The sequence below is a fragment of the Actinomadura gamaensis genome (genome assembly GCF_042652125.1).
Lineage (GTDB): Bacteria > Actinomycetota > Actinomycetes > Streptosporangiales > Streptosporangiaceae > Spirillospora > Spirillospora gamaensis.
Window position 1 is genome coordinate 1 of sequence record NZ_JBHSIT010000005.1, and the last position, 17,998, is coordinate 17,998.

The 17,998-nt window shown below is 72.3% G+C and carries 16 protein-coding genes; 4 read left to right on the plus strand and 12 right to left on the minus strand.

Translation table 11 applies throughout. The features are described 5' to 3' along the window. Nucleotides 1-124: 124 nt before the first annotated feature. Genes ACFPCY_RS17715 through ACFPCY_RS17735 form a run of 5 tightly spaced genes read right to left on the minus strand, consistent with a single transcriptional unit; the run spans nucleotide 125 to nucleotide 4,712 of the window. Complete coding sequence (locus tag ACFPCY_RS17715) at nucleotides 125-313, minus strand: FAD-dependent oxidoreductase (protein WP_378256472.1); 189 nt, start codon at nucleotides 311-313, stop codon at nucleotides 125-127. A 15-nt stretch (nucleotides 314-328) separates the two neighbouring features. Further along, nucleotides 329-1,078 (minus strand): hypothetical protein, encoded by a 750-nt coding sequence (locus ACFPCY_RS17720; protein WP_378256474.1) that lies wholly within the window; start codon nucleotides 1,076-1,078, stop codon nucleotides 329-331. A gap of 52 nt (nucleotides 1,079-1,130) precedes the next feature. Then, a complete protein-coding gene (locus ACFPCY_RS17725) occupies nucleotides 1,131-2,216 on the minus strand; it encodes a terpene synthase family protein (protein ID WP_378256476.1) in 1,086 nt (361 codons plus the stop codon). Nucleotides 2,217-2,256: 40 nt separating this feature from the next. Next, nucleotides 2,257-3,642: a cytochrome P450 gene (locus ACFPCY_RS17730; RefSeq protein ID WP_378256478.1), complete on the minus strand. Its 1,386-nt coding sequence runs from the start codon at nucleotides 3,640-3,642 to the stop codon at nucleotides 2,257-2,259. Beyond that, nucleotides 3,642-4,712, minus strand: a complete 1,071-nt coding sequence (locus ACFPCY_RS17735; protein WP_378256481.1) for a polyprenyl synthetase family protein — start codon at nucleotides 4,710-4,712, stop codon at nucleotides 3,642-3,644. Before ACFPCY_RS17735 ends, ACFPCY_RS17730 begins: the two co-directional genes overlap by 1 nt. Nucleotides 4,713-5,598: 886 nt before the next feature. Here ACFPCY_RS17735 and ACFPCY_RS17740 point away from each other — a divergent pair. Continuing rightward, nucleotides 5,599-6,786: a hypothetical protein gene (locus ACFPCY_RS17740; protein ID WP_378256483.1), complete on the plus strand. Its 1,188-nt coding sequence runs from the start codon at nucleotides 5,599-5,601 to the stop codon at nucleotides 6,784-6,786. Nucleotides 6,787-6,831: 45 nt separating this feature from the next. Here the strand turns inward: ACFPCY_RS17740 and ACFPCY_RS17745 are convergent, their stop codons facing one another. From ACFPCY_RS17745 to ACFPCY_RS17760, 4 genes are all read right to left on the minus strand, one after another. Further along, the gene (locus ACFPCY_RS17745) at nucleotides 6,832-7,281 is read right to left on the minus strand and encodes a hypothetical protein (RefSeq protein ID WP_378256485.1); all 450 of its coding nucleotides are present in this window, start codon (nucleotides 7,279-7,281) and stop codon (nucleotides 6,832-6,834) included. Between the two features lie 441 nt (nucleotides 7,282-7,722). Then, nucleotides 7,723-8,217, minus strand: coding sequence for a hypothetical protein (locus ACFPCY_RS17750; protein ID WP_378256487.1), 495 nt, complete (start codon nucleotides 8,215-8,217; stop codon nucleotides 7,723-7,725). 7 nt (nucleotides 8,218-8,224) lie between these two features. After that, nucleotides 8,225-8,467, minus strand: coding sequence for a hypothetical protein (locus ACFPCY_RS17755; protein WP_378256489.1), 243 nt, complete (start codon nucleotides 8,465-8,467; stop codon nucleotides 8,225-8,227). Nucleotides 8,468-9,212: 745 nt separating this feature from the next. Next, nucleotides 9,213-9,866 (minus strand): MBL fold metallo-hydrolase, encoded by a 654-nt coding sequence (locus tag ACFPCY_RS17760; protein WP_378256490.1) that lies wholly within the window; start codon nucleotides 9,864-9,866, stop codon nucleotides 9,213-9,215. A gap of 148 nt (nucleotides 9,867-10,014) precedes the next feature. On the opposite strand from ACFPCY_RS17760, the gene ACFPCY_RS17765 reads away from it, so the two are divergent. Beyond that, nucleotides 10,015-13,908, plus strand: a complete 3,894-nt coding sequence (locus ACFPCY_RS17765; protein ID WP_378256491.1) for a tetratricopeptide repeat protein — start codon at nucleotides 10,015-10,017, stop codon at nucleotides 13,906-13,908. A 215-nt stretch (nucleotides 13,909-14,123) separates the two neighbouring features. Beyond that, nucleotides 14,124-14,816, plus strand: a complete 693-nt coding sequence (locus ACFPCY_RS17770; protein WP_378256493.1) for a Crp/Fnr family transcriptional regulator — start codon at nucleotides 14,124-14,126, stop codon at nucleotides 14,814-14,816. A gap of 54 nt (nucleotides 14,817-14,870) precedes the next feature. Here ACFPCY_RS17770 and ACFPCY_RS17775 read toward each other — a convergent pair whose 3' ends face one another. From ACFPCY_RS17775 to ACFPCY_RS17785, 3 genes are all read right to left on the minus strand, one after another. Next, nucleotides 14,871-15,635 carry a maleylpyruvate isomerase family mycothiol-dependent enzyme gene (locus tag ACFPCY_RS17775; protein WP_378256495.1) on the minus strand — a complete coding sequence of 255 codons (765 nt, stop codon included), beginning with the start codon at nucleotides 15,633-15,635 and terminating at the stop codon, nucleotides 14,871-14,873. A gap of 28 nt (nucleotides 15,636-15,663) precedes the next feature. Further along, nucleotides 15,664-16,089: a LuxR C-terminal-related transcriptional regulator gene (locus tag ACFPCY_RS17780; RefSeq protein ID WP_378256497.1), complete on the minus strand. Its 426-nt coding sequence runs from the start codon at nucleotides 16,087-16,089 to the stop codon at nucleotides 15,664-15,666. A 401-nt stretch (nucleotides 16,090-16,490) separates the two neighbouring features. Next, nucleotides 16,491-17,129 carry an alpha/beta hydrolase gene (locus ACFPCY_RS17785; RefSeq protein ID WP_378256499.1) on the minus strand — a complete coding sequence of 213 codons (639 nt, stop codon included), beginning with the start codon at nucleotides 17,127-17,129 and terminating at the stop codon, nucleotides 16,491-16,493. 66 nt (nucleotides 17,130-17,195) lie between these two features. On the opposite strand from ACFPCY_RS17785, the gene ACFPCY_RS17790 reads away from it, so the two are divergent. Next, a complete protein-coding gene (locus ACFPCY_RS17790) occupies nucleotides 17,196-17,759 on the plus strand; it encodes a GNAT family N-acetyltransferase (RefSeq protein WP_378256501.1) in 564 nt (187 codons plus the stop codon). The last annotated feature ends 239 nt before the right edge of the window (nucleotides 17,760-17,998 follow it).

The following is a 17,998-nucleotide window of genomic DNA, read 5'->3' on the forward strand; positions in this document are numbered from 1 at the left end:
CACCCGCCTCCACGGTGAGATCGGCCATGTCCCACCCGACGAATACGAGACCAGCTACTTCCAGGAACACACAGAACTGCAGGTCACAGCCACAACCTAGAGCCTCCATCGAAACCGGGGCGCTTCAGTCCGACCGCTCCAGCACGAGCACCTGGTGTCCTTGCTGTTGCAGGCGGAAGGCCGCGCTCAGACCCGCGATACCTGCACCCACAACGATGACTCTCTGCGGACCTGCCATAACCCGTGGCCTCCGTTCACAGTGTGACGGCGGATCGAGTGAATGCTCATCGGGCCACACGCGTGCGGCTTTCATGGGGCCGCTCCACGGTCACGCTAGGTAGTGCCGAGCCAGGGTGACTCCTCGGTTGATGGCTGTTGACATGCGGCCGAGTTGGAGGGTTTGCCCGTCTGGGCCGCGTAGCAGGGTGCGGGCGGCGGAGGGGGTCGTGGTGCGGGGGATGAGATGGACGTTGCCGCGGGCCGTGATGGTCTTGGTGAGGTACACCAGGGGTTTACCGAGCGGTTCGTGGAAATCGCAGTAGACAATGGCGGCTTGACCGTCGCTCCGGTATCGGCGGAAGAGTCCCGTGGCCAGCCAGGGCTGCTGGACCAGGTTGATCTTCCCTAGGCGGCCGTGGAAACAGGTGACGTAGAGGCTTCGGCCGCGTTTGGACGGGTCGAGGTCGTTCAAGGCCCGGTTGAAGGCGGGCATGAATGTCCGGCAGACCGTACGGTCGAGTCCAAGGCCGTAGAGCGGCCGTGCCGGGTCGTCGTCGGGCGCGCCGTCGCGGTCTCGTCGTTCCACGAATCTCAGCATCGCGAGATTGGGCAGGTGGGGGTCGAAGACCTGGAAGGCGGCCCAGACGGTGTATCCGGGTCTGCGGTTGGCCGCCATCACGCGGGCTTCGAGGCTGAATGCCTCCGAGCCGTCGCTGCCGGTCAGGCAGGAGTATCCGCCTTGCGGTACGTGGTAGTGCTCGACGCGGGCATCGAGCGACGGCAGCTCCTTGGCGGCCGCGGACAGCGCTCGCTCGACGTTCGACGCGGTCGTCGGCGGCCACCGATCGATGATGGGCACGTGTCTTCGCCTTCCTGTCTGAGGCCGCACGAGGCAGGAAGCGTCGCGGCGGCTAGCGAATCCGGTGGACGTCTCCGGCACGGGAGGTCGCCGCGGTGTCTACGACGGGTTGTCCGATCAGGTAGCGGCAGGTGTTGTTGCTCCAGTGGTTGACGCCGCCGGCGAATTTGCGCAGGCCGTCCGCGTAGTGATGGATCTGTGCGCGCTGCTGCGCGGGCAGGTCGCACGTCTCGATCAGGTCGCTGGCCGCTTCGAGATCGTCGGCCGCTGCGGCCGCCATGTCGGCGACCTCGAGAAGGGTCTGCTGTACCGGAAGGTCCAGCTCCTCGGATAGCAGGCGGACGAACGTGCCCTGGCTCCGGCCGGCCAGGTGTTCCTTGATGAAGGAGCCTGCGTCGTTGTACAGCATCGAGTAGTCGCTGCAGCAATTCTCCAGCTTCACCACGAGGGGGTGCTGGAAGATTTCGTCGGGCAGGTCGATACGCGAGATCCAGGCGATCAGCGCGTAGTAGACGGGCATCGCCGCCGAAAGCCTGCGGTTGGCGATGTAGTCGGCGACGCTGGAGAACCGCGACTGGCCCTGACGTGCCTGCACCTCCACGCGGGAGGCCGTCCCGTACCGGTGCAGGGCATGGACGAACCGCTCGGCGCAGCGCCCTTTCATCTCCAGCGCCCGCATGCGCGCCAAGCAGTCGTCGAAGGGGGCCAGTTCGGCGCTGCCGACCGATTCCAGGACCGCGCATGCCGCCAGGCTGGCGTCGGCGGTGCTCCTGCGGTCCATGATGTCGTCCAGCCAGACCGCCCAGTGGTGGAAATCGCTCAACACCCGAATCTGCCCCGCCGTGGCATCCGGATAGACCCACGAGACGAATCCGCCGACGTCCTCCTGCAGGAGCCGCTGGCAATCGGCCGGCTCGAGGGCCGTCACGCCCCGCAGCCACAGGGCGCTCTCCTCCAGCGCCGCGGCGTGGAAGTAGTTGCGCTGCACCGGGAACGGCCGCGGCCGTTCGGTGAGGTCGTGGCGTGGAGTCCTGAGCTCGCTCAGGAACGTGCCGTCCCAGAGTCTGGTCGACGAGCCGGCCCTGAGATATTCGTCCTTGGCGGCCGGGCGGGCACTCGTGATCGCGGAGCGGCGCATCGGAGAGCACCTCCTGGGGGGTGAACGGGCCGGGCGATCGCTACTGGCGGGCCAGGACACGCATCCGGAGCCCGCGAGGCATCAGCGTGGCGTGGACCGCGGGCCGGGGAACCCTGTCGGTGATGAGCTCGAACCGCCACAAAGAGATCATGGTGGACAGGGACAGGGTCGCCTGAATATGAGCGAAACGGTCCCCGAGGCATTTGCGGGCTCCCGCGCCGAACGGAATGTAGGCGACCCGGTCGGGTTTCTTCCCCTCCCAGCGGTCCGGGTCGAAGCGGTCGGGGGACGGATACAGTTCGGGACGCCGCTGGATCATGTAGGCGCTGTAGCCGAGCATCGTGCCCGCCGGCAGAGACACCCCGCCGAGCGAGGTGTCGCGTTCAACGGTGCGCGTCAAGAACCATGCGGACGGATACATCCTCAACGCCTCGGTGACCACATGGTCGGCGGCGGTCAGCATGGGCAGATGTTCATGGGCGGGTAGAGAGTCGCCCAGGACGCTCGCGGTCTGGGTGTAGAGCCGTTCTTGGAGGTCCGGGGCGCGGCCGAGTTCGTACAGTGCCCAGGCCAGCAGGTTCGCGGTGGTCTCGGCGCCGGCCAGGAAGAAGGTCAGCACCTGCTCGCAGACCTCCGCGTCGCTCAGGGCCGCGAGGTCACCGACGTTCTCCGGATCCTGGGCCCGCAGCAGCATCGGAAGTATTCCGCCGTGGTCGACGAGGTCGGCGCGGTGGGCGCTGACGGTGTCGTCGATGAGTTTGCGCAACCGGGACTGGGCGCGGTTGTACCGCACGTTGCCCGGGGTCGGAATCCGGTTGACCACGGGCGGGCTGATCGTGCGGCGGTAGATGCCGGCGGTGGCGACGGTGAGATCGTCGACGATCTGCCTTGTCATCTCCGGTGACACCTGGGTGTCGAAGGTCGCCTTCACCATGGACCGCATGGTCATGGTCACCATGAGGTCGTTCACGTCGATGATCTGCCCGGGCCGCCATGCCCCGGCGATATCCCGGGCGGTTTCGGCCATCGCCGGCGTGTAGCCGGGATAACGGTCCGGCAGGAAGGCCGGCTGACACAGCCGACGCTGGCGTCGGTGCAGCCGGTGGGGGCAGGTCACCAGCCCGTCCCCCGATGCCTCCCTCGCGCGGTCGTAGAACGGGCCTCCCTTGTCGAAGATCCGGTCGTTCACGAGCATGGTCCGGGTCAGTTCGGGATCACACGTCATGATCACTGTCTGTGGTCCCAGACGGATACGAACCAGGTCGCCATGGTCGGGAAGCGAAGACAGGAACGCGAACGGGTCCCGGACGAGCGCGACCGCGTGTCCCACGACGGGGAGTGCGCCCGGGGCCTGGCGGATCTCGCGGCCGGCGGCCGGGACAGGCTGATCGAATCGTGACGCGCCCGGCGCTTTCCGGCTCCTCATTAACGATCCCTACCGGTGATCAGAGCGGTCAGGGTGTGCAGGTCGGCGGCTGCGGCAGGGTCAGGATCGGCCCTCCGCAACCAGGCCAGCGCCACCTCGGCCCGCCGGCCGGCTTCGGCCTTCGCCCACCTCCGGCCGCCCGCCGTCTCGATCAGACCGGCCCCATGGGCGACCGTCTCCTCATCCCACTCCTCGTCCCGCCCGTACAGATGGGCCAACCGCTCCCCTGCCTGGCTCCCGGACGTCAACGCAGCCACGACCGGCAGCGTCTTCTTCCGCGCAACCAGGTCAGAGCCGGCCGGCTTGCCCGTGGAGGCGGGGTCCCCCCAGATCCCCAGCAGGTCATCGACCAGTTGATACGCCACGCCAAGGTTCCGCCCGAAACCGCGGAAGGAAGCCGCGGCAGCGCCGTCGGCGCCGACCGCGAGCGCGCCGAGCTGACAGGCGGCGCCCAGCAGCGCCCCGGTCTTGCCCTCGGCCATCGTCCAGCACTCGGCGAGCGCCACCTCATCCCGAGACTCGAACGCAAGGTCAGCTGACTGGCCGGCACACATCTCCATCAGCGCCGCCGACAACACCGAGGCGAGCGCCGCATCGGCCAGCACATCCAGCGCCAGCACCGACAGCGCATCCCCGACCAGAATCGCCTGACTGACGCCGAAGACCGTCCAGGCGGAGGGTCGGTGCCGCCGCAGCCGGTCGCCGTCCATCACATCGTCGTGCAGCAGCGTGAAATCGTGCGCCAACTCCACCGCCACCGCCGCCCGGACCACTGCCTCCGCCGCCTGCGCAGCCCGATCTCCTGCAGCGGCGCGAGCACAGGCCAGCACCAGCGCCGGACGGAGCGCCTTTCCGGCCGCCGCGCACGGCCGCCCCTCGACATCCCACCAGCCGGCGTGATACCCGGCCACCAGCCGCAGTTGCTCCGGCAACCGGTCGACCGCCGCCCGGTGCGCGGGCTCGACCACATCCCGCGCCTCCGTCAGAATCCGCGTCGAAGTCCGGGACCTGCTGCGACGGTCACCGCCGGGCACCGATGCGGCGCCCTGGTGCCATGCCTCGACCGTCATGCCACACCACACCACCTCACCGACCCCGCTGCGTGGTCCGGTCGCCCCGCGCCGGCATGGGCCCGCGCCATCTGGGACAGGACAGCGCCGGGCGGGTCGGCCAGCTCCAGTAACGCACGATCCACTACTTGGCGCACACTCTCCGCGTTGGTGGATATGTCGCACATAGTCGCCATATCGCCCTTACGGGAAGTCCCCGGCAGCGACAAGGCATCGCATCCACGCCGCCCCCATCCTCCGCCCGCTGGATCGCTACCTCCAGGCGCGCGCCGCGCGGCTCGGCGTCGGCACCGCGCGCAAGGCCTCGGTGCTGTCTGAGGACCAGACCGCCAACGCCACGGCCCACTCGCTTCTCCACAACCCCAGCAAATCCAGGGCACGACGCCGGAACTCCGGCGGATAAGGCTTCGGCATGGCAACGATCTCCTTCAGGAAGATCGCCGAACCCTACTCTCCTAACATCCATGCCCGCCAAACGGGGGGAAGATCGACGTGTCCGTGCCGCGGGGGGATCTTCAGACTGGGGTTTGCGTGGTCTTCGGTGACACCGATTGCCGTGCGTGGTCTCCCGGATGAGACCGTCGGTTCACGCTTGAGATCGAACCGTGTCTGACCGTTCGAACCCGCAGAATAAGTCTGCGGGCCGCACCGCTTTTCTGCACCATTCTGCCCTGGCGATCACCCTCACTTGCCCTGCACGCTTGAGGGAGCGCCGTCTCGGAAACGGCGATCTCTACAAAGGAGCAAAGATGGCCCGCAAGCGTCGCGCCTCCCGTGAAACCTGGATGGCCGAGCTCACGGTGCTCTTGGGCGGCCTCACGGCGCTGATCACCTCGATCGCAACGCTGATCAGCGCGCTCCACGGCTAGACGGGGGCAGAACCAGAATGAAGATCCCAGGCAAGCCTTCCGAGGGCTGGCCGCATCGCCGCCGTCGTGACGAGAAGAATCCCCTGCCGGCGCCGCCGAATGGCCCTCCCAGCTCTGTCTACGACTTCGGGGGCGGCCTGGTCGGCAAGCAGCCTGCCGGACCCGAAGAAGAACCCCGCATCAGCGTGTTCTCCGACCGGACAGTGTGGAACATGGGAGACGGCACGAAGCCGCGCGTGGTGCCGGTTTCGAAAGCCCCTCATCTGCCCATCCCGAGCGAGCTGGATTCGGCTGCGACCACGTTCGATAACACGATGAAGGCTCTGTTCAGCCTGGCCGGACTTACCCAGAGCGAGGTCGGGGAGCTGGTGAGATGGAGCCCGGACACGGTGAAAAGGCGGATTATGCCGCTAAAGCGGCGTGACCAGCTCGAACCGCTCGACCGGGGCGAGCGGCTCATGAGCGATACTGAACTCACGGACATGATCCGCAAGATCGAAGAACACGTCGAGAAGCACATCAAAGAAAACGGGCCCAGAGACGAGAAAGCGCAGGCGGAGGCGCAGGCGAAGGCGCGGGCGCAACTGCGCGAGCTGACAGACAAGGCCCGTGCCCTTCTTACGGAGCTGCGCACGGAGGCCCGATCCTACCGAGCGGTAGCCAAGCGGTTGACCAAGCACGCCGGCAGTCTCCTCGCTCACTGCCAGTCCCTGATGCAACAGATCATCAGGTTGAAAGCCGAGAACGACTCACTTCGCCGGCAGTTGGCCGCCATGAAGCAGCAGCTCGCTGCCCAGGGCCTCGATCAGCAAGCTGTGGACGACACCCCGCAGGTCCGCGAACTCCGCGAGCGGCTCCGGGTGAACCGTCGCGCGCTCCAAAGGGTGATTGACCAGCAGAAGCAGAACCTCGAAGACCTGGTGGAGGACGCGCAACGTCTCATCGGTTTCGCCCAAGCCGCCGAGACCTACCTCGGCCGCCTTCTCCGGGAGAACATCGAGCCCTCACCCCGCGAGCTTCGCGAGCGGCTTGAGGTAGGCGGTCGCGCGCTTCAGGAGGCGATTGAGCAGCAGGAGCAGAACTTCAGAGACCTGGTGGAGTGCGCTCTAGGCTTCATCGGTGTCGTCCATGAGGTTGAGGATTACCTCGGCCGCCTTCTCGGGGAGGACATCGAGCCCCCGGACGACGAGCCAGAGCAGGACTGACCCCTCAGCACGAACTTGAGGCCGAGGCACGTCAGAGGCACTTCCTCAGGCGGTGACCGGGTCCACGCCGCCGACCAGACGCCCCTCCCGCGCGACCGCGTTGAGCCGCGCCATCCCCTCGGGCACCGTTCCCAACCCGTCCGCGAGGCGCAGCTCGGTGCCGACGAGCAGCACGCAGCCGCCGAGCTCGGCCGCGCGGAGCGTCCGGCTGTGCGGCAGGACGAGCGGTCCACCGTACAGGCTGCCGTCGAGGGTGCGGACGGTCGCCCAGCCGGATTGGGCCTGGAGCTGCCAGCCGGGGCCGGCCCCGGGGATCCGGCCGAGCAGGCGCGCGAGGACGGCGTCCACCCGGTCGCCGCTTTCGGCTCGGTGCGCGGCTCGGAAGTCCTGCTCGACCACCAGCACGGGCCGCAGTCCGGAGGCGTGCGGCCACAGCCCGGCGACCGCGACGGCGGTCTGCTCGGGCTCGGCGAGCGCGGCGACCAGGCCCGGCACGTCCGTCCACCACCGTGGACTCGGCGCACGTCGGGTGCACGAGGCGGGCCATCAGCACCGGATCCTCGCGCAGCACCAGGAGCACCGCGGCCTCGCCCGGCGCCGCTGCCCGCTGGCAGCTCGGGCAGGTGTAGCCGTCGCTCGCGGCCTCGGCGCGCAGCGCGGCCACATCGGCCGGATCGACCAGCTCGGCGACCTCCGCCGACACGCTCACCGTCGACACGTCGCCTCCCGCTCGTGGTCGCCGACAGCCTACGGCCGTCGAGGGCGAGCCGGTTGGGGTGTGGTCTCGGGGAACTCCCGTCCCCCGAACCCCCTGGAGCCGAGACGATCAGCCGCCCGACGTCGGTGCGTGGTGCGCGGTGCGGTGGCGGCAGACCGCCTCGGATCGGTCGCTGATCAGGTGCGGCGGTGCGGCGGCACCGGGGGTTGAGCCGCCGGTCACCACCAGGCGCACGGCCTCGGCGAGCGCGCGGGCTGAGGACGCCGGATGCAGGCCACGGGAGCGGGAGGGGAGATCGGGGGAGGGGCAGGTCGGGGCAGGCGGTCGATCTCGACCGCCGCGTCCAGGGCGAGGAGCTCGCGGGCCCGGCCCGACACGATCGGCCAGCCGCGCCGGCGCGCCGACAGCACCACCGCGGCGGTGACCAGGTCCCCCGACGGCGGCCGCGCGGCCGCCATCAACTCGGCCAGCGGCACCGCCCGGTCCTGGTCGAGCGGCTCGACCACCACCACCGGCACCGCCAAAAGCACGGCCGCACCCTGCCGCCGCACCCCGTCCGGCACGCGCGCCAGGCCCCCGACCAGCGCGGCGCAGAGGATGACGATCACGTTGCCCTGCGTCGCGGCGGCGGCGACCAGGGCACGCGCGTACATGAGTCGTCCCGTGATGGCGCTGGCGACGGCGTCCGCGTCGAGGATCCGTCCGCCGATCACCGGCGGATCAGGAGGCGCGGCGGTGCGCGCTCAGCGCCGACCGGGCCCGCGCGACCTCGCCCGCAGGCAGCCCGCCCGGCAGCGCCGCCAGACCGGCCAGCGCCTCATCGACCGTGGAGACCGGCCGCACGGCCTCAACATGCAGCCGCAGCAGCGCGGCCGGGAGCCGCTCGTCGGCGAGCTCGTCCACCAGGGCGTGCAGCTCACGCCGCAGCGCGGCTGCGTCGTGCTCATCTCGCCGCTCGTTCATGCCCGCACTGTACGCCCGAGCCCCCACGCCCACCGGGCGAGCGCGGCATCCCGGGCCGCCCCAGCTCCAGCGCCCACGGTCACCCCTGCGAAGCCGACAAGGCTTGCACGGCCAGGTCATCGGGTGCAGGGGGAGAAGGCTGTCAGTGGCGGTCGAGAGGCGTGGGGCCGTCCGCGTTCGCGCGAACGGCTCCCGGGCTTTCTGCAGGACGCTCCGCCAGCCCGGCGGCGGTGTCACTGGGCTCGCCGGTGATACCGGGCTCACTGATCGTCCCGGACCGAGTGAGTTCGATTCCCGCAGTCTGACCATGGTCGCGAGGCGTTGGGCGTCTGACAGACCGCGGAAATCGTCGCGGGCCCGTGCTTCCGCACGGCCTTCACGGCCGCCGTCGAGCCGGACGTCATGGTCGATGGCCCCGACGACGAGGTCGCCGAGATTGATCAGGAAGCTCGGGGAGTGGGTCCGCGCACACCACCGGAGTGTCGTTTGGACGGCGATGCCGGCAGAACCTCCTTCCTCGCTCGACAGGATCGTCTCGAACGAGACGGCCCGCTCGTGTCTGGACCGAAGTGCCCGGCTTGCGCCGACTGCGACCTTACTGTGTCAAGGTGTCAGCCTCAGCGAGCAAGCCTGCCTGACGCAGGACCAACTGCAGTGTTCCCACCGAGTACTCGACAGTGGCGATTTGCAGACCTGTTGGGCGCAGTGGTGCTTCCCGCGACAGGCGAGATGTTGGACCGGTGTGTTACCAGCCTCGTTCCCACCAGGTGGGGATGCTGGGGCGCTCCTTGCCGAGCGTCGTGTCGCGGCCGTGGCCTGGGTAGACCCACGTTTCGTCGGGGAGGCGGTCGAAGACTCGTTCGGTGACGTCGGTCATGAGCTGCTTGAAGCGGGTGGGGTCGCCCCAGGTGTTGCCGACGCCGCCTGGAAAGAGGCTGTCGCCGGTGAACAGGTGGGGGCGGTCGTCGGCGGTGTAGAGGAGCGCGATCGAGCCCGGGGTGTGGCCGCGCAGGTGGATGACCTCCAGGGTCGCTTGGCCGACGCGGACGGTGTCGCCGTTCTGGACGGGTTCGGCGACCGCGACCGGGAGTGGTTCGGCGTCGAAGGGGTGCGCGGAGACCGGGGCGCCGGTGGCCTGGACGATGTGCTCCAGGGCCTGCCAGTGGTCCTGGTGGCGGTGGGTGGTGACGACGCGGCCGAGCGGGCGGTCGCCGAGGACCTCCAGCAGCCGGGACGGCTCGTTGGCGGCGTCGATGAGCAGCTGGTCGCCGGTCGCGGCGCAGCGCAGGACGTAGGCGTTGTTGTCGTAGGGACCGACCGCGATCTTGGTGACGGTGAGGCCGGACAGTTCCCGGGTGTCCGGTCGTCCGCCGACCTCGACGTTGCCGGTGTAGGTCATGGCTCCTCCGATCCGGGTTTCTCCGCTCGCCATCTTCCCCCATCGCGCGCGCACGGGTGGAATGAGTCCGGGGACTCACCGAGGTTGTGTCCGATGTGGCGGATTCGTCCGGCCGTGGGCCGCACCATGGCTGCTGAGGAGGTGGCGGTTGGGCGCATCCGAGGGTCGTCCCGGCGCGTTCTGGAGCCGGTTGGGCAGGTCGGAGCGGCAGGCCCTGTGGACGATGGGGCGGCGCGTCGAGGTGCCGCCCGGCGGCATGCTCTGCCACCAGGGGGTGGCGTCGCCGGCGGTGTTCGTGCTGTTCCCGGCGGGCGCGCGGACGGTGGGCCGGATCCTGGCGAAGGAGTTCGTCGGGAACGGCGAGGGCGACGAGTCGATCATCGAGCTGTTCGGGGCGGGGGACCTCGTCGCCGGGCTCGCGCCGTGGGGGCATCCGCAGCGCGGGACGGTCGCGGCGATCGACCATCTGGCGGCGCTGCGCGTGGACCGGCGCCAGTTCGGCGGGCTGCTCGCGGCGAATCCGCAGGTGGCGGCGGCCGCGATGGACGCGTTCGCGCGCCGGGAGGCTTACAGCGGACGGCGGCACGCGGTGCGCGTCGCCGACCATCCGCAGCGGCTCGCACACCATCTGCTGGAGCTCGCGCACCGCTTCGGCGACCCGGAGCCGCGCGACTCGGCGGACGAGTTCCACGGCCCGGACGCGTTCGCGGGCGGCATCACCGTGCCGTCGCGGCTCAGCCAGGCCGACCTCGCGAACTGGGCGGGAGTGTCGCGCGAGACGCTGGTGCGCTGGTACCGGAAGTGGCGGACCAAGGGCATCCTGCTGCCGCGTCCGCTGACGCTGCTCGACCCGGAGGCGCTGCGCCGGGAGGCCGCGCCGTGGGGGGACGAGTGGCCCGCCGTGCCGAGACCGGAGGCCGTGCCCGAACCCGATGGACGGCCCGCGGGGCTCGCGCGCCGCGCCCCGGTGTCGATCAGCGCGTCCGGACCGCCGAGGCGGCTGCCGCCCGACAAGCCGTTCTTCACCGGACGGACGGTCAGCCTCGGCAAGCTCGATCTGCTGCTCGCGCAGGCGCGGTGGCCGCGCGCGGTGCTGGTCCAGGGCATGGCCGGGGTGGGGAAGACGACCCTGGCGGTGCACTGGGCGCACCGGGTCGCGGGCCGGTTCCCGGACGGGGTGATCTTCACCGAGCTGCGCGGGCGGGCGACGCCCGCCGAGGCGATGGGGCAGGTGCTGCGCGGTGTCGGCGTGCCGGGCGACCAGCTGCCGCGCGCCGAGGGCGAGCTGGCCGCGCAGTGCCGGTCGCTGCTGGCCGACCGGCGGCTGCTGCTGGTGCTGGACAACGCGACCGACGCCCGGCAGATCCGTCCGCTGCTGGACGCGGTGAACGCCGGGCTCGTCCTGGTGACCGCGCAGGTGCGCATGCCGGAGCTGGCGGCCGAAGACGGCCGCGGCGACGGCGACATCCGCGTGCTGGAGCTGCGCGAGATGAGCCCGGACGAGGCCGCCGACCTCGTCGCGGGCGTGCTCGGGCCCGAGGACGCGCGCCCGCGCGAGGAGCCGCGGGCGGTCGAGCGGCTGGCCCGCGAGTGCGGTTTCCTGCCGCTGGCGCTCGCGGTCGCGGCGGGCGCGCTCGCCGAGAACCCGGACGTGCCGATCGCCGAGGCCGTCCGGACGCTGGCGGACCGGTCCGGCGCGTCCTATCCGGCGCCGATGCGGCCGACGTTCGACCTGGCCTACCGGGGGCTGCGCCGCGACCACCGGGCGGCGTTCCGGATGCTCGGCCTCGCCGCCGGTCCCGACGTGACGCCCGCCGCGCTCGCCGCCATGCTGGACGGCACGACCGAAGCGGCGGCCGAGGCGCTGGAGGGGATGCGGCAGGCGTTCCTGGTGCACGAGACCGGTCCCGGGCGGTACCGGATCCACGACCTGCTGCGCGATTTCGCGCGCGAGCGCGGCCTCGCCGAGGACGCCGACACCGACCGGTTCGCCGCGCAGCGCCGCCTGCTGGCGTCCTGCCTGTCCGACGCCCGCTCGGCCGCGCGTGCGCTGGACGGTCGCCGCCGTCCGTCGCTCGACACCCCGACCCACGCGCTCAACGGTCGCGGTGCCTGGGACACCCGGACCCACGCGCTGGACGGTCGCGGTGCCTGGGACGCCCCGACCCACGCGCTGGACGGTCGCGATCGACCGTCCCTCGACGCCTCGGCACAGGTGCCCGCCGCCCGCGCCGACGCCGGGAGCGGGGAAGGGCGGGCGCGGGCGCTCGCGTGGTTCGAGGCGGAGCGGCGGACGCTCGTCGCGGCCGTCCACCTCGCGGCGCGCCTCGGCCTGCACCGGACGTGCTGGGAGCTGGCCGACGCCCTGTTCGGGTTCCAGGAGTTCCGCCGCTACAGCGAGGACAACATCGCCGTCCAGAAGGCGGGGCTGGCCGCGGCGCGGGCCGAGGAGAACTGGGCGGCGGCGGCCGTGATGCTGCACAACCTGGCCGTCGCGCACTTCGATCTCGGCGGGGCCGTCCAGGCGATCGGGTACGGGGAGGACGCCCGCCGCGCGTTCCGTTCGGCCGATCCGCCGAACCGGTACGGGGAGGCGGTCGCGCTCGCGACGCTCGCCGACGTCCACGCCGCGCAGGGCCGGTACCTGACCGCGATCGAGAACGCGCAGCGGTCCCTGGCGATCCACCACGAGCTGGACGACGAGGGCGGTGTCGCGCGCGGGCACGAGACGCTCGCCCGCGCGCACCTCGCGCTCGCCGAGTACGACGTCGCGCTGCGGCACGCGCGCAGGTCCCTGGAGATCAGGAAGCGCCTGGACGACCGCCGCGGGATCGCCGAGACGCTGCTCACCACCGCGCTCGTCCACCGCAGGCGCGGCGGGGTGGACGACGCGGTCGCGCACGCGCTGGAGTCGCTGTTCCTGCGCGAGGAGGACGGCGACCGGTACGGCTCGGCGCAGGCGCTCACCGAGCTGGCCCGCATGTACGGGACGCTCGGCCTGCGCGATCTGGCGCGCCGGGACGCCGAGCGTGCCCTGGGCATCTACCGGGAGCTGGGCGTCCGGCACGGGCAGGCGCGCGCGCTGACGACGCTCGGCCGCCTGGCCTGCGACGCCGCGCGCTTCGCCGAGGCGTTCACGTTCTGCGGGCAGGCGCTGCGGATGCACCGCGACACCGGCGACCGGCACGGCGAGGCCGAGACGCTCGCGCAGCTCGGCGTGGTCTGCTGGCGGCTCGGCCGCTACCGCGAGGCGCGCGAGCAGCTCGGCCGGGCGCTGGACATCCGCCGCGAGATCGGCGACCAGCACGGCGAGGCGCACGACCTCGAGAACCTGTCGGTCGTGATGCGCCGCCTGCACCGCCACCAGGAGGCGTTCGTCCACGGCCTGGAGGCGCTGGAGCTGTGGCACCGGCTCGGCGCGCGCGGCAGCATGGCCGGGACGCTCGGCAGCCTCGCCCGCACCTACATCAAGCTCGGCCTGCCGGACGAGGCGGAGCGCGCGGCGCGCCAGGCCCTGGAGATCCGCCGCGAGATCGGGGACTTCTACGGGATGGGCGTCGGCCTGGACACCTTCGCCGCGACGCTCCGCGCGGCCGGGCGAGCCGAGGAGGCGCTGAAGGTGCAGACCGAGGCGCTGCGGGTGCTCGGCGAGGTCGGGGACCGGCACAGCGAGGGCGCGGCGCTCGTCCACCTCGCGTCGATCCAGCTGGAGCTCGGCCGGGCCGAGGACGCCCTGGAGGCCGGACGGCGCGGCCTGGACCTCGCGGTCGAGCTCGGCGACACCCGCGAGCAGGCCCGCGTCCTGCACCACATGGGGCACGCGTGCCAGCTGCTCGGACGGCACTCCGAGGCGGCCGGGCACCTGCGCGGGGAGATCGCGCTGCGCCGCGACATGGGCGACCACCTGGGACGGCGCCGCGCGCTGGAGCGGCTCGGCGCGTCCCTGTCGGTGCTCGGCGACCAGGCCGGGACGGCCGACTGCGCGCGCCGGATCCGCGCGATCGACCAGTGGCTCGACTCGGAGGGTCCGGAACCGGTGTGACGACCGTCATGTCGGGTGGTATGTGCCTAATTACCTAGTTTCCGGGGGTTAGCCCGCGTTCACTAACAAGGCAGGAGACCGGTGCCTGACAGAGCAGGGACCGGTGCCGAACGAGGCAGGGAACCGGGGCGTCCAGCCGTCCAGCGGGAGGGTGGAGCCCCGGTGCGCGCGGCGGCCCGACCGGGACGGCCGCGCGAGGAGAGGAGGCGGCAGCGATGCGGGTCGCGTTCTGGGACGCGCTGCCCGGACCCGCGCGGACGGCGCTCGAACGTGCCGGCACCGTCGCGCTGATCCGGCCGGGGGCGTTCCTCGCGCGCGAGCACACGCGTGCGACCCACGTGTACGTGCTGCGCTCCGGCGCGGCCAAGGTCTGGGTGGACCGGGACGGCGAGATCGTCATCCTGGAGGTGCTCGGCCCCGGCGACGTCTCGGGCGAGATGGAGGTCGCCGACGGCTCCGAGCGGTACGCCAACGTCGAGGCGCTCACCCGGATCGAGGCGCTCGTCCTGCCCGGCGACCGCTTCCGGGCCGTGCTGAACGAGCACCCCGCCGCCATCTGGGCCGTCGCCGCCGTCCTGTCGGAGAAGCTGCGGGACGCCGACGAGCTGCGCGCCGCGCACTTCCCGGACGCGCCGGGCCGCCGCCTGGCGTCCCGGCTGCGCCGCCTGGCCGACCGCTTCGGCACGCCCGTCGCGACGGGCGGCGTGGTCGTCCGCCTCCCGCTCTGCCAGCGCGACCTCGGACGCTGGGCGGGCATGGGCCGCCGCAAGGTCGCGCAGCTCCTCGCCCCCGAACGCTTGGGCGACGGCATCGCCGTCTCCCGCACGGCGATCACGCTCCGCTCACCCGGCGTCCTCGACCGCCTGGCGGGCGACGAACCCGACGACGAGCTGGTCCCCGCCGGCTGACCCCGAAACCGACGAGTCTGTCTCCGCCGGCTGAGCGCTTACGGGGCTGAGCGCTTACGGGAAGGACGGCTCGATCGGCCAGTTCGGGGGGACGGGCAGCGCGCCGTCCGGACGCGTCGTGAGACCCGAGCCGCTCGACCGGCCGGTGATCCACGCCAGCAGCGCCGCCGCCGAACCGGTCACCTCCGGGCCGTCGCCGAGGTCGGCCGCCTGGCCGGTGTCGGTGGCGCGCAGCCGCAGCCCGTGCAGGCCGCCGCGCGCCTCGGGGCCGTACTCGGCGAGACCGCGCAGCGTGACGTCCAGCTCCGCGCGCACGTAGCCCTCCGGCCAGTCGGCCGGACCGTACCCGGCGGCGAGGTCCACGTGGTGCACCTCGATCTCGCGCCACCGCCGGTGCAGGACGAACCAGGCGGGCAGTTCCGGCCCGACCAGGCCCTGCACCCGGACGTCCCAGGACGCGTCGGGCAGCGCCAGCGCCTGCGCCGCGAACCGCTCGGCCGACGACCGCAGGTCCTCGACGAGCTCTCCCGCGCCGCGTCCCGCGCCCGCGCGCAGGCCCTCCTCGCGCGCCTCGAAACTCGGGTACTGCGGCGTCTTCACGCCCGTGCGCGCCCATTCCAGCAGGTTCCACAGCGAGTCGGCGTTGCGCGCCACGTGCGTCGCGACGTGCCCGCGCGTCCATCCGGGCAGGCCGGACGGCCCCCGGAGCTCCTCGTCCCGCAGCCCGCCCACCGAGGCGGCCAACCGGTCCACGCTCGCCTCGATCGCCGCCAGCATCGCCGTCCGCTCCGGCCCGGAACCGCCCGTCACGCCGCCCATCACGCCTCCTCGCGTCCTGAAGGAAGGCTCATCCTGACACGCCGAGGCCCGCCTCGAACGCCAGGAGCCCGGCCTCCGTGCGGTTCGCGCATCCGAGCTTCATCAGGACCTGCGAGACGTAGCCCTTCACCGTCGTCTCGCTGAGGCGCAGCCGTGCCGCGATGCGCGCGTTCGACAGCCCCTCGCCGAGGCACGCCAGGACGTCGGTCTCCCGTTCGGTCAGGGTCCGCAGCGACGCCGCGCGGCGCTGGCGGGCCTCGTCCCGCCCGGCGGCGGTGTCCAGCAGCCGTCGGGTCGCGGCGGGGGACATGACGGTGTGCCCGCCCGCCGCGACCCGCACCAGGCCGACCAGGTCCTCCGGCGGCGTGCTCTTGAGCAGGAACCCCGCCGCGCCCGCGCGCAGCGCCCGCAGCACGTGCCGGTCGGAGTCGAACATGGTCAGCGCGACGACCACGGGCGGATCGGGCAGCGCGGTGATCCGGCCGGTCGCGGTGAAGGCCGTCCACGCCCGGCATCCGCAGGTCCATCAGCACCACGTCGGGACGGTGCCGGACGACCGGCCTCCGCATCGGCCGCGACGGTGGAGGGCAGTTCGGCGGTGACCGCGAAGCCGCCGTCGCCGACCGGACCCGCGCGCAGGTCGCCGCCGAGCCTCGCGACCCGCTCGCGCAGTCCCGCGAGGCCCGCCCCGGACCCGGCCGTGACCAGCGCGGCGTCCGGCGGACGCGTCGCCGGACCGTTCGCCACCGAGGGCTTCGCCGCCGCCCTCGATCGGCGCCCGGCGAGGCGGCCCGGGGGCGGGTCAGGCGAGGCTGGTCAGGCGAGGCCGGGCCGGCGGCGCGCTCGGGCGGGCGGTCAGCGGTCGGCGAGGACGTCCATGACGAAGGCCGTCGTCCGGCGGTGCCAGAGGCCGGGACGGCGGAGCATGGCGTGGCCCTCGCCCGCCACCGGGACGAAGTCGAGCGACGCCGCCGCCTCCCGCGCCCGCTCGGCGTACCGGACGGACGCCCGGTACGGGGTCGTGCCGTCCTCGGTGCCGTGCATGATCAGGACGCGGCGGCCCGCGAGCTGGGCGACCGGCTCGTCCCTCGGGACCCAGGGCGCGAGCGCGGCGACCCCCGCCACCTGCGGGTCGTCCGCGACGCGCAGCGAGGTGCGGGCGCCCATCGAGTGCCCGACCAGCACGATCGGGACGTTCGGATGCGCCTTGCGGATCTCGTCCAGCGCCCAGCGCGCGTCCGTCACCGGGGACGCCTCGGCGCCGTTCCAGCCCCGGTACCGGTAGCCGAGGGACCACACCGCCAGGCCCCGGCGCCGCCCGGCGCTCAGCAGGTGCATCGCGAACGGGACCATGCGCAGCGCGGCGGTCTGGCGCGCGGTGGCGGGCTCGCGGCTGACCTCCCGGCCGCCGTGCAGGACCAGCGCCAGCGCGGCCGGACGGGCCGGACCGCGCGGGCGCAGCCGGGGCCGGAGGTCCACGGGTTGAAGATCCATGGGCCCACCCTGCCACGGGCCGGAAAATGGGTGGAGGGGCCCCGGCCGCTCGGCGAGCATCGGGCCATGAGCAACGAGCGCCCGCCCGAACGGATCGACCTCCCCGGCCTCACCCTGCGCCGCGCCGTCGAATCCGACGCCGAGAACCTGATGAACGCGGTCAACGACTCCTTCGAGCACCTCCGGCCCTGGATGCCCTGGGCCACCGAGAAGCAGACCATCGAGGCCGAGATCGCCTGGATCGCCGCCTGCCGCGCCGACTGGGACCGCGGCAACGACTTCGCCTACGTCATGGAGGACCCGGACGGCGAGATCGTCGGTACGGTCGCCCTCCACGGCCGGCTCGGCCCGGACGCCATGGAGATCGGCTACTGGGTGCACGCCGGCCACACCCGCCGCGGCCACGCCACCAGGGCCGCCGGGGCCCTGACCGCGGCCGCGTTCGGGCTGGCGCGCGTCGAGCGCGTCGAGATCCACTGTGATGTGGCCAACAAGCGGAGCGCGGCCGTCCCGCCCAAGCTCGGCTACCGGCTGCTCGCCGTCGAGGACGACATCCGCGCCGCGCCCGCCGAGGAGGGCCCGCGGATGCGCTGGGGCATCACGCGCGAGGAGTGGGAACGCCGGTCCTGAGGGCCGCAACGCCGATGTCACCGGCGATTCCGGCGGTCTCGGCGGCTCCGGCGATCCCGGCGGCGACCTCGACGCGATCTCGACGGCGACCCCGGCGCGATCTTGATGGCGACCCCGGCGCGATCTCGACGGCGGCTCCGGCGGCGGTTCCGGTGGCAAGAGATCTTCGAACACGTGTACGGTTCGAGTGTGGCCGGTGGTCCCGCGGGGGCGGGAGGGCCGGGCAGAAATTCGGCGGG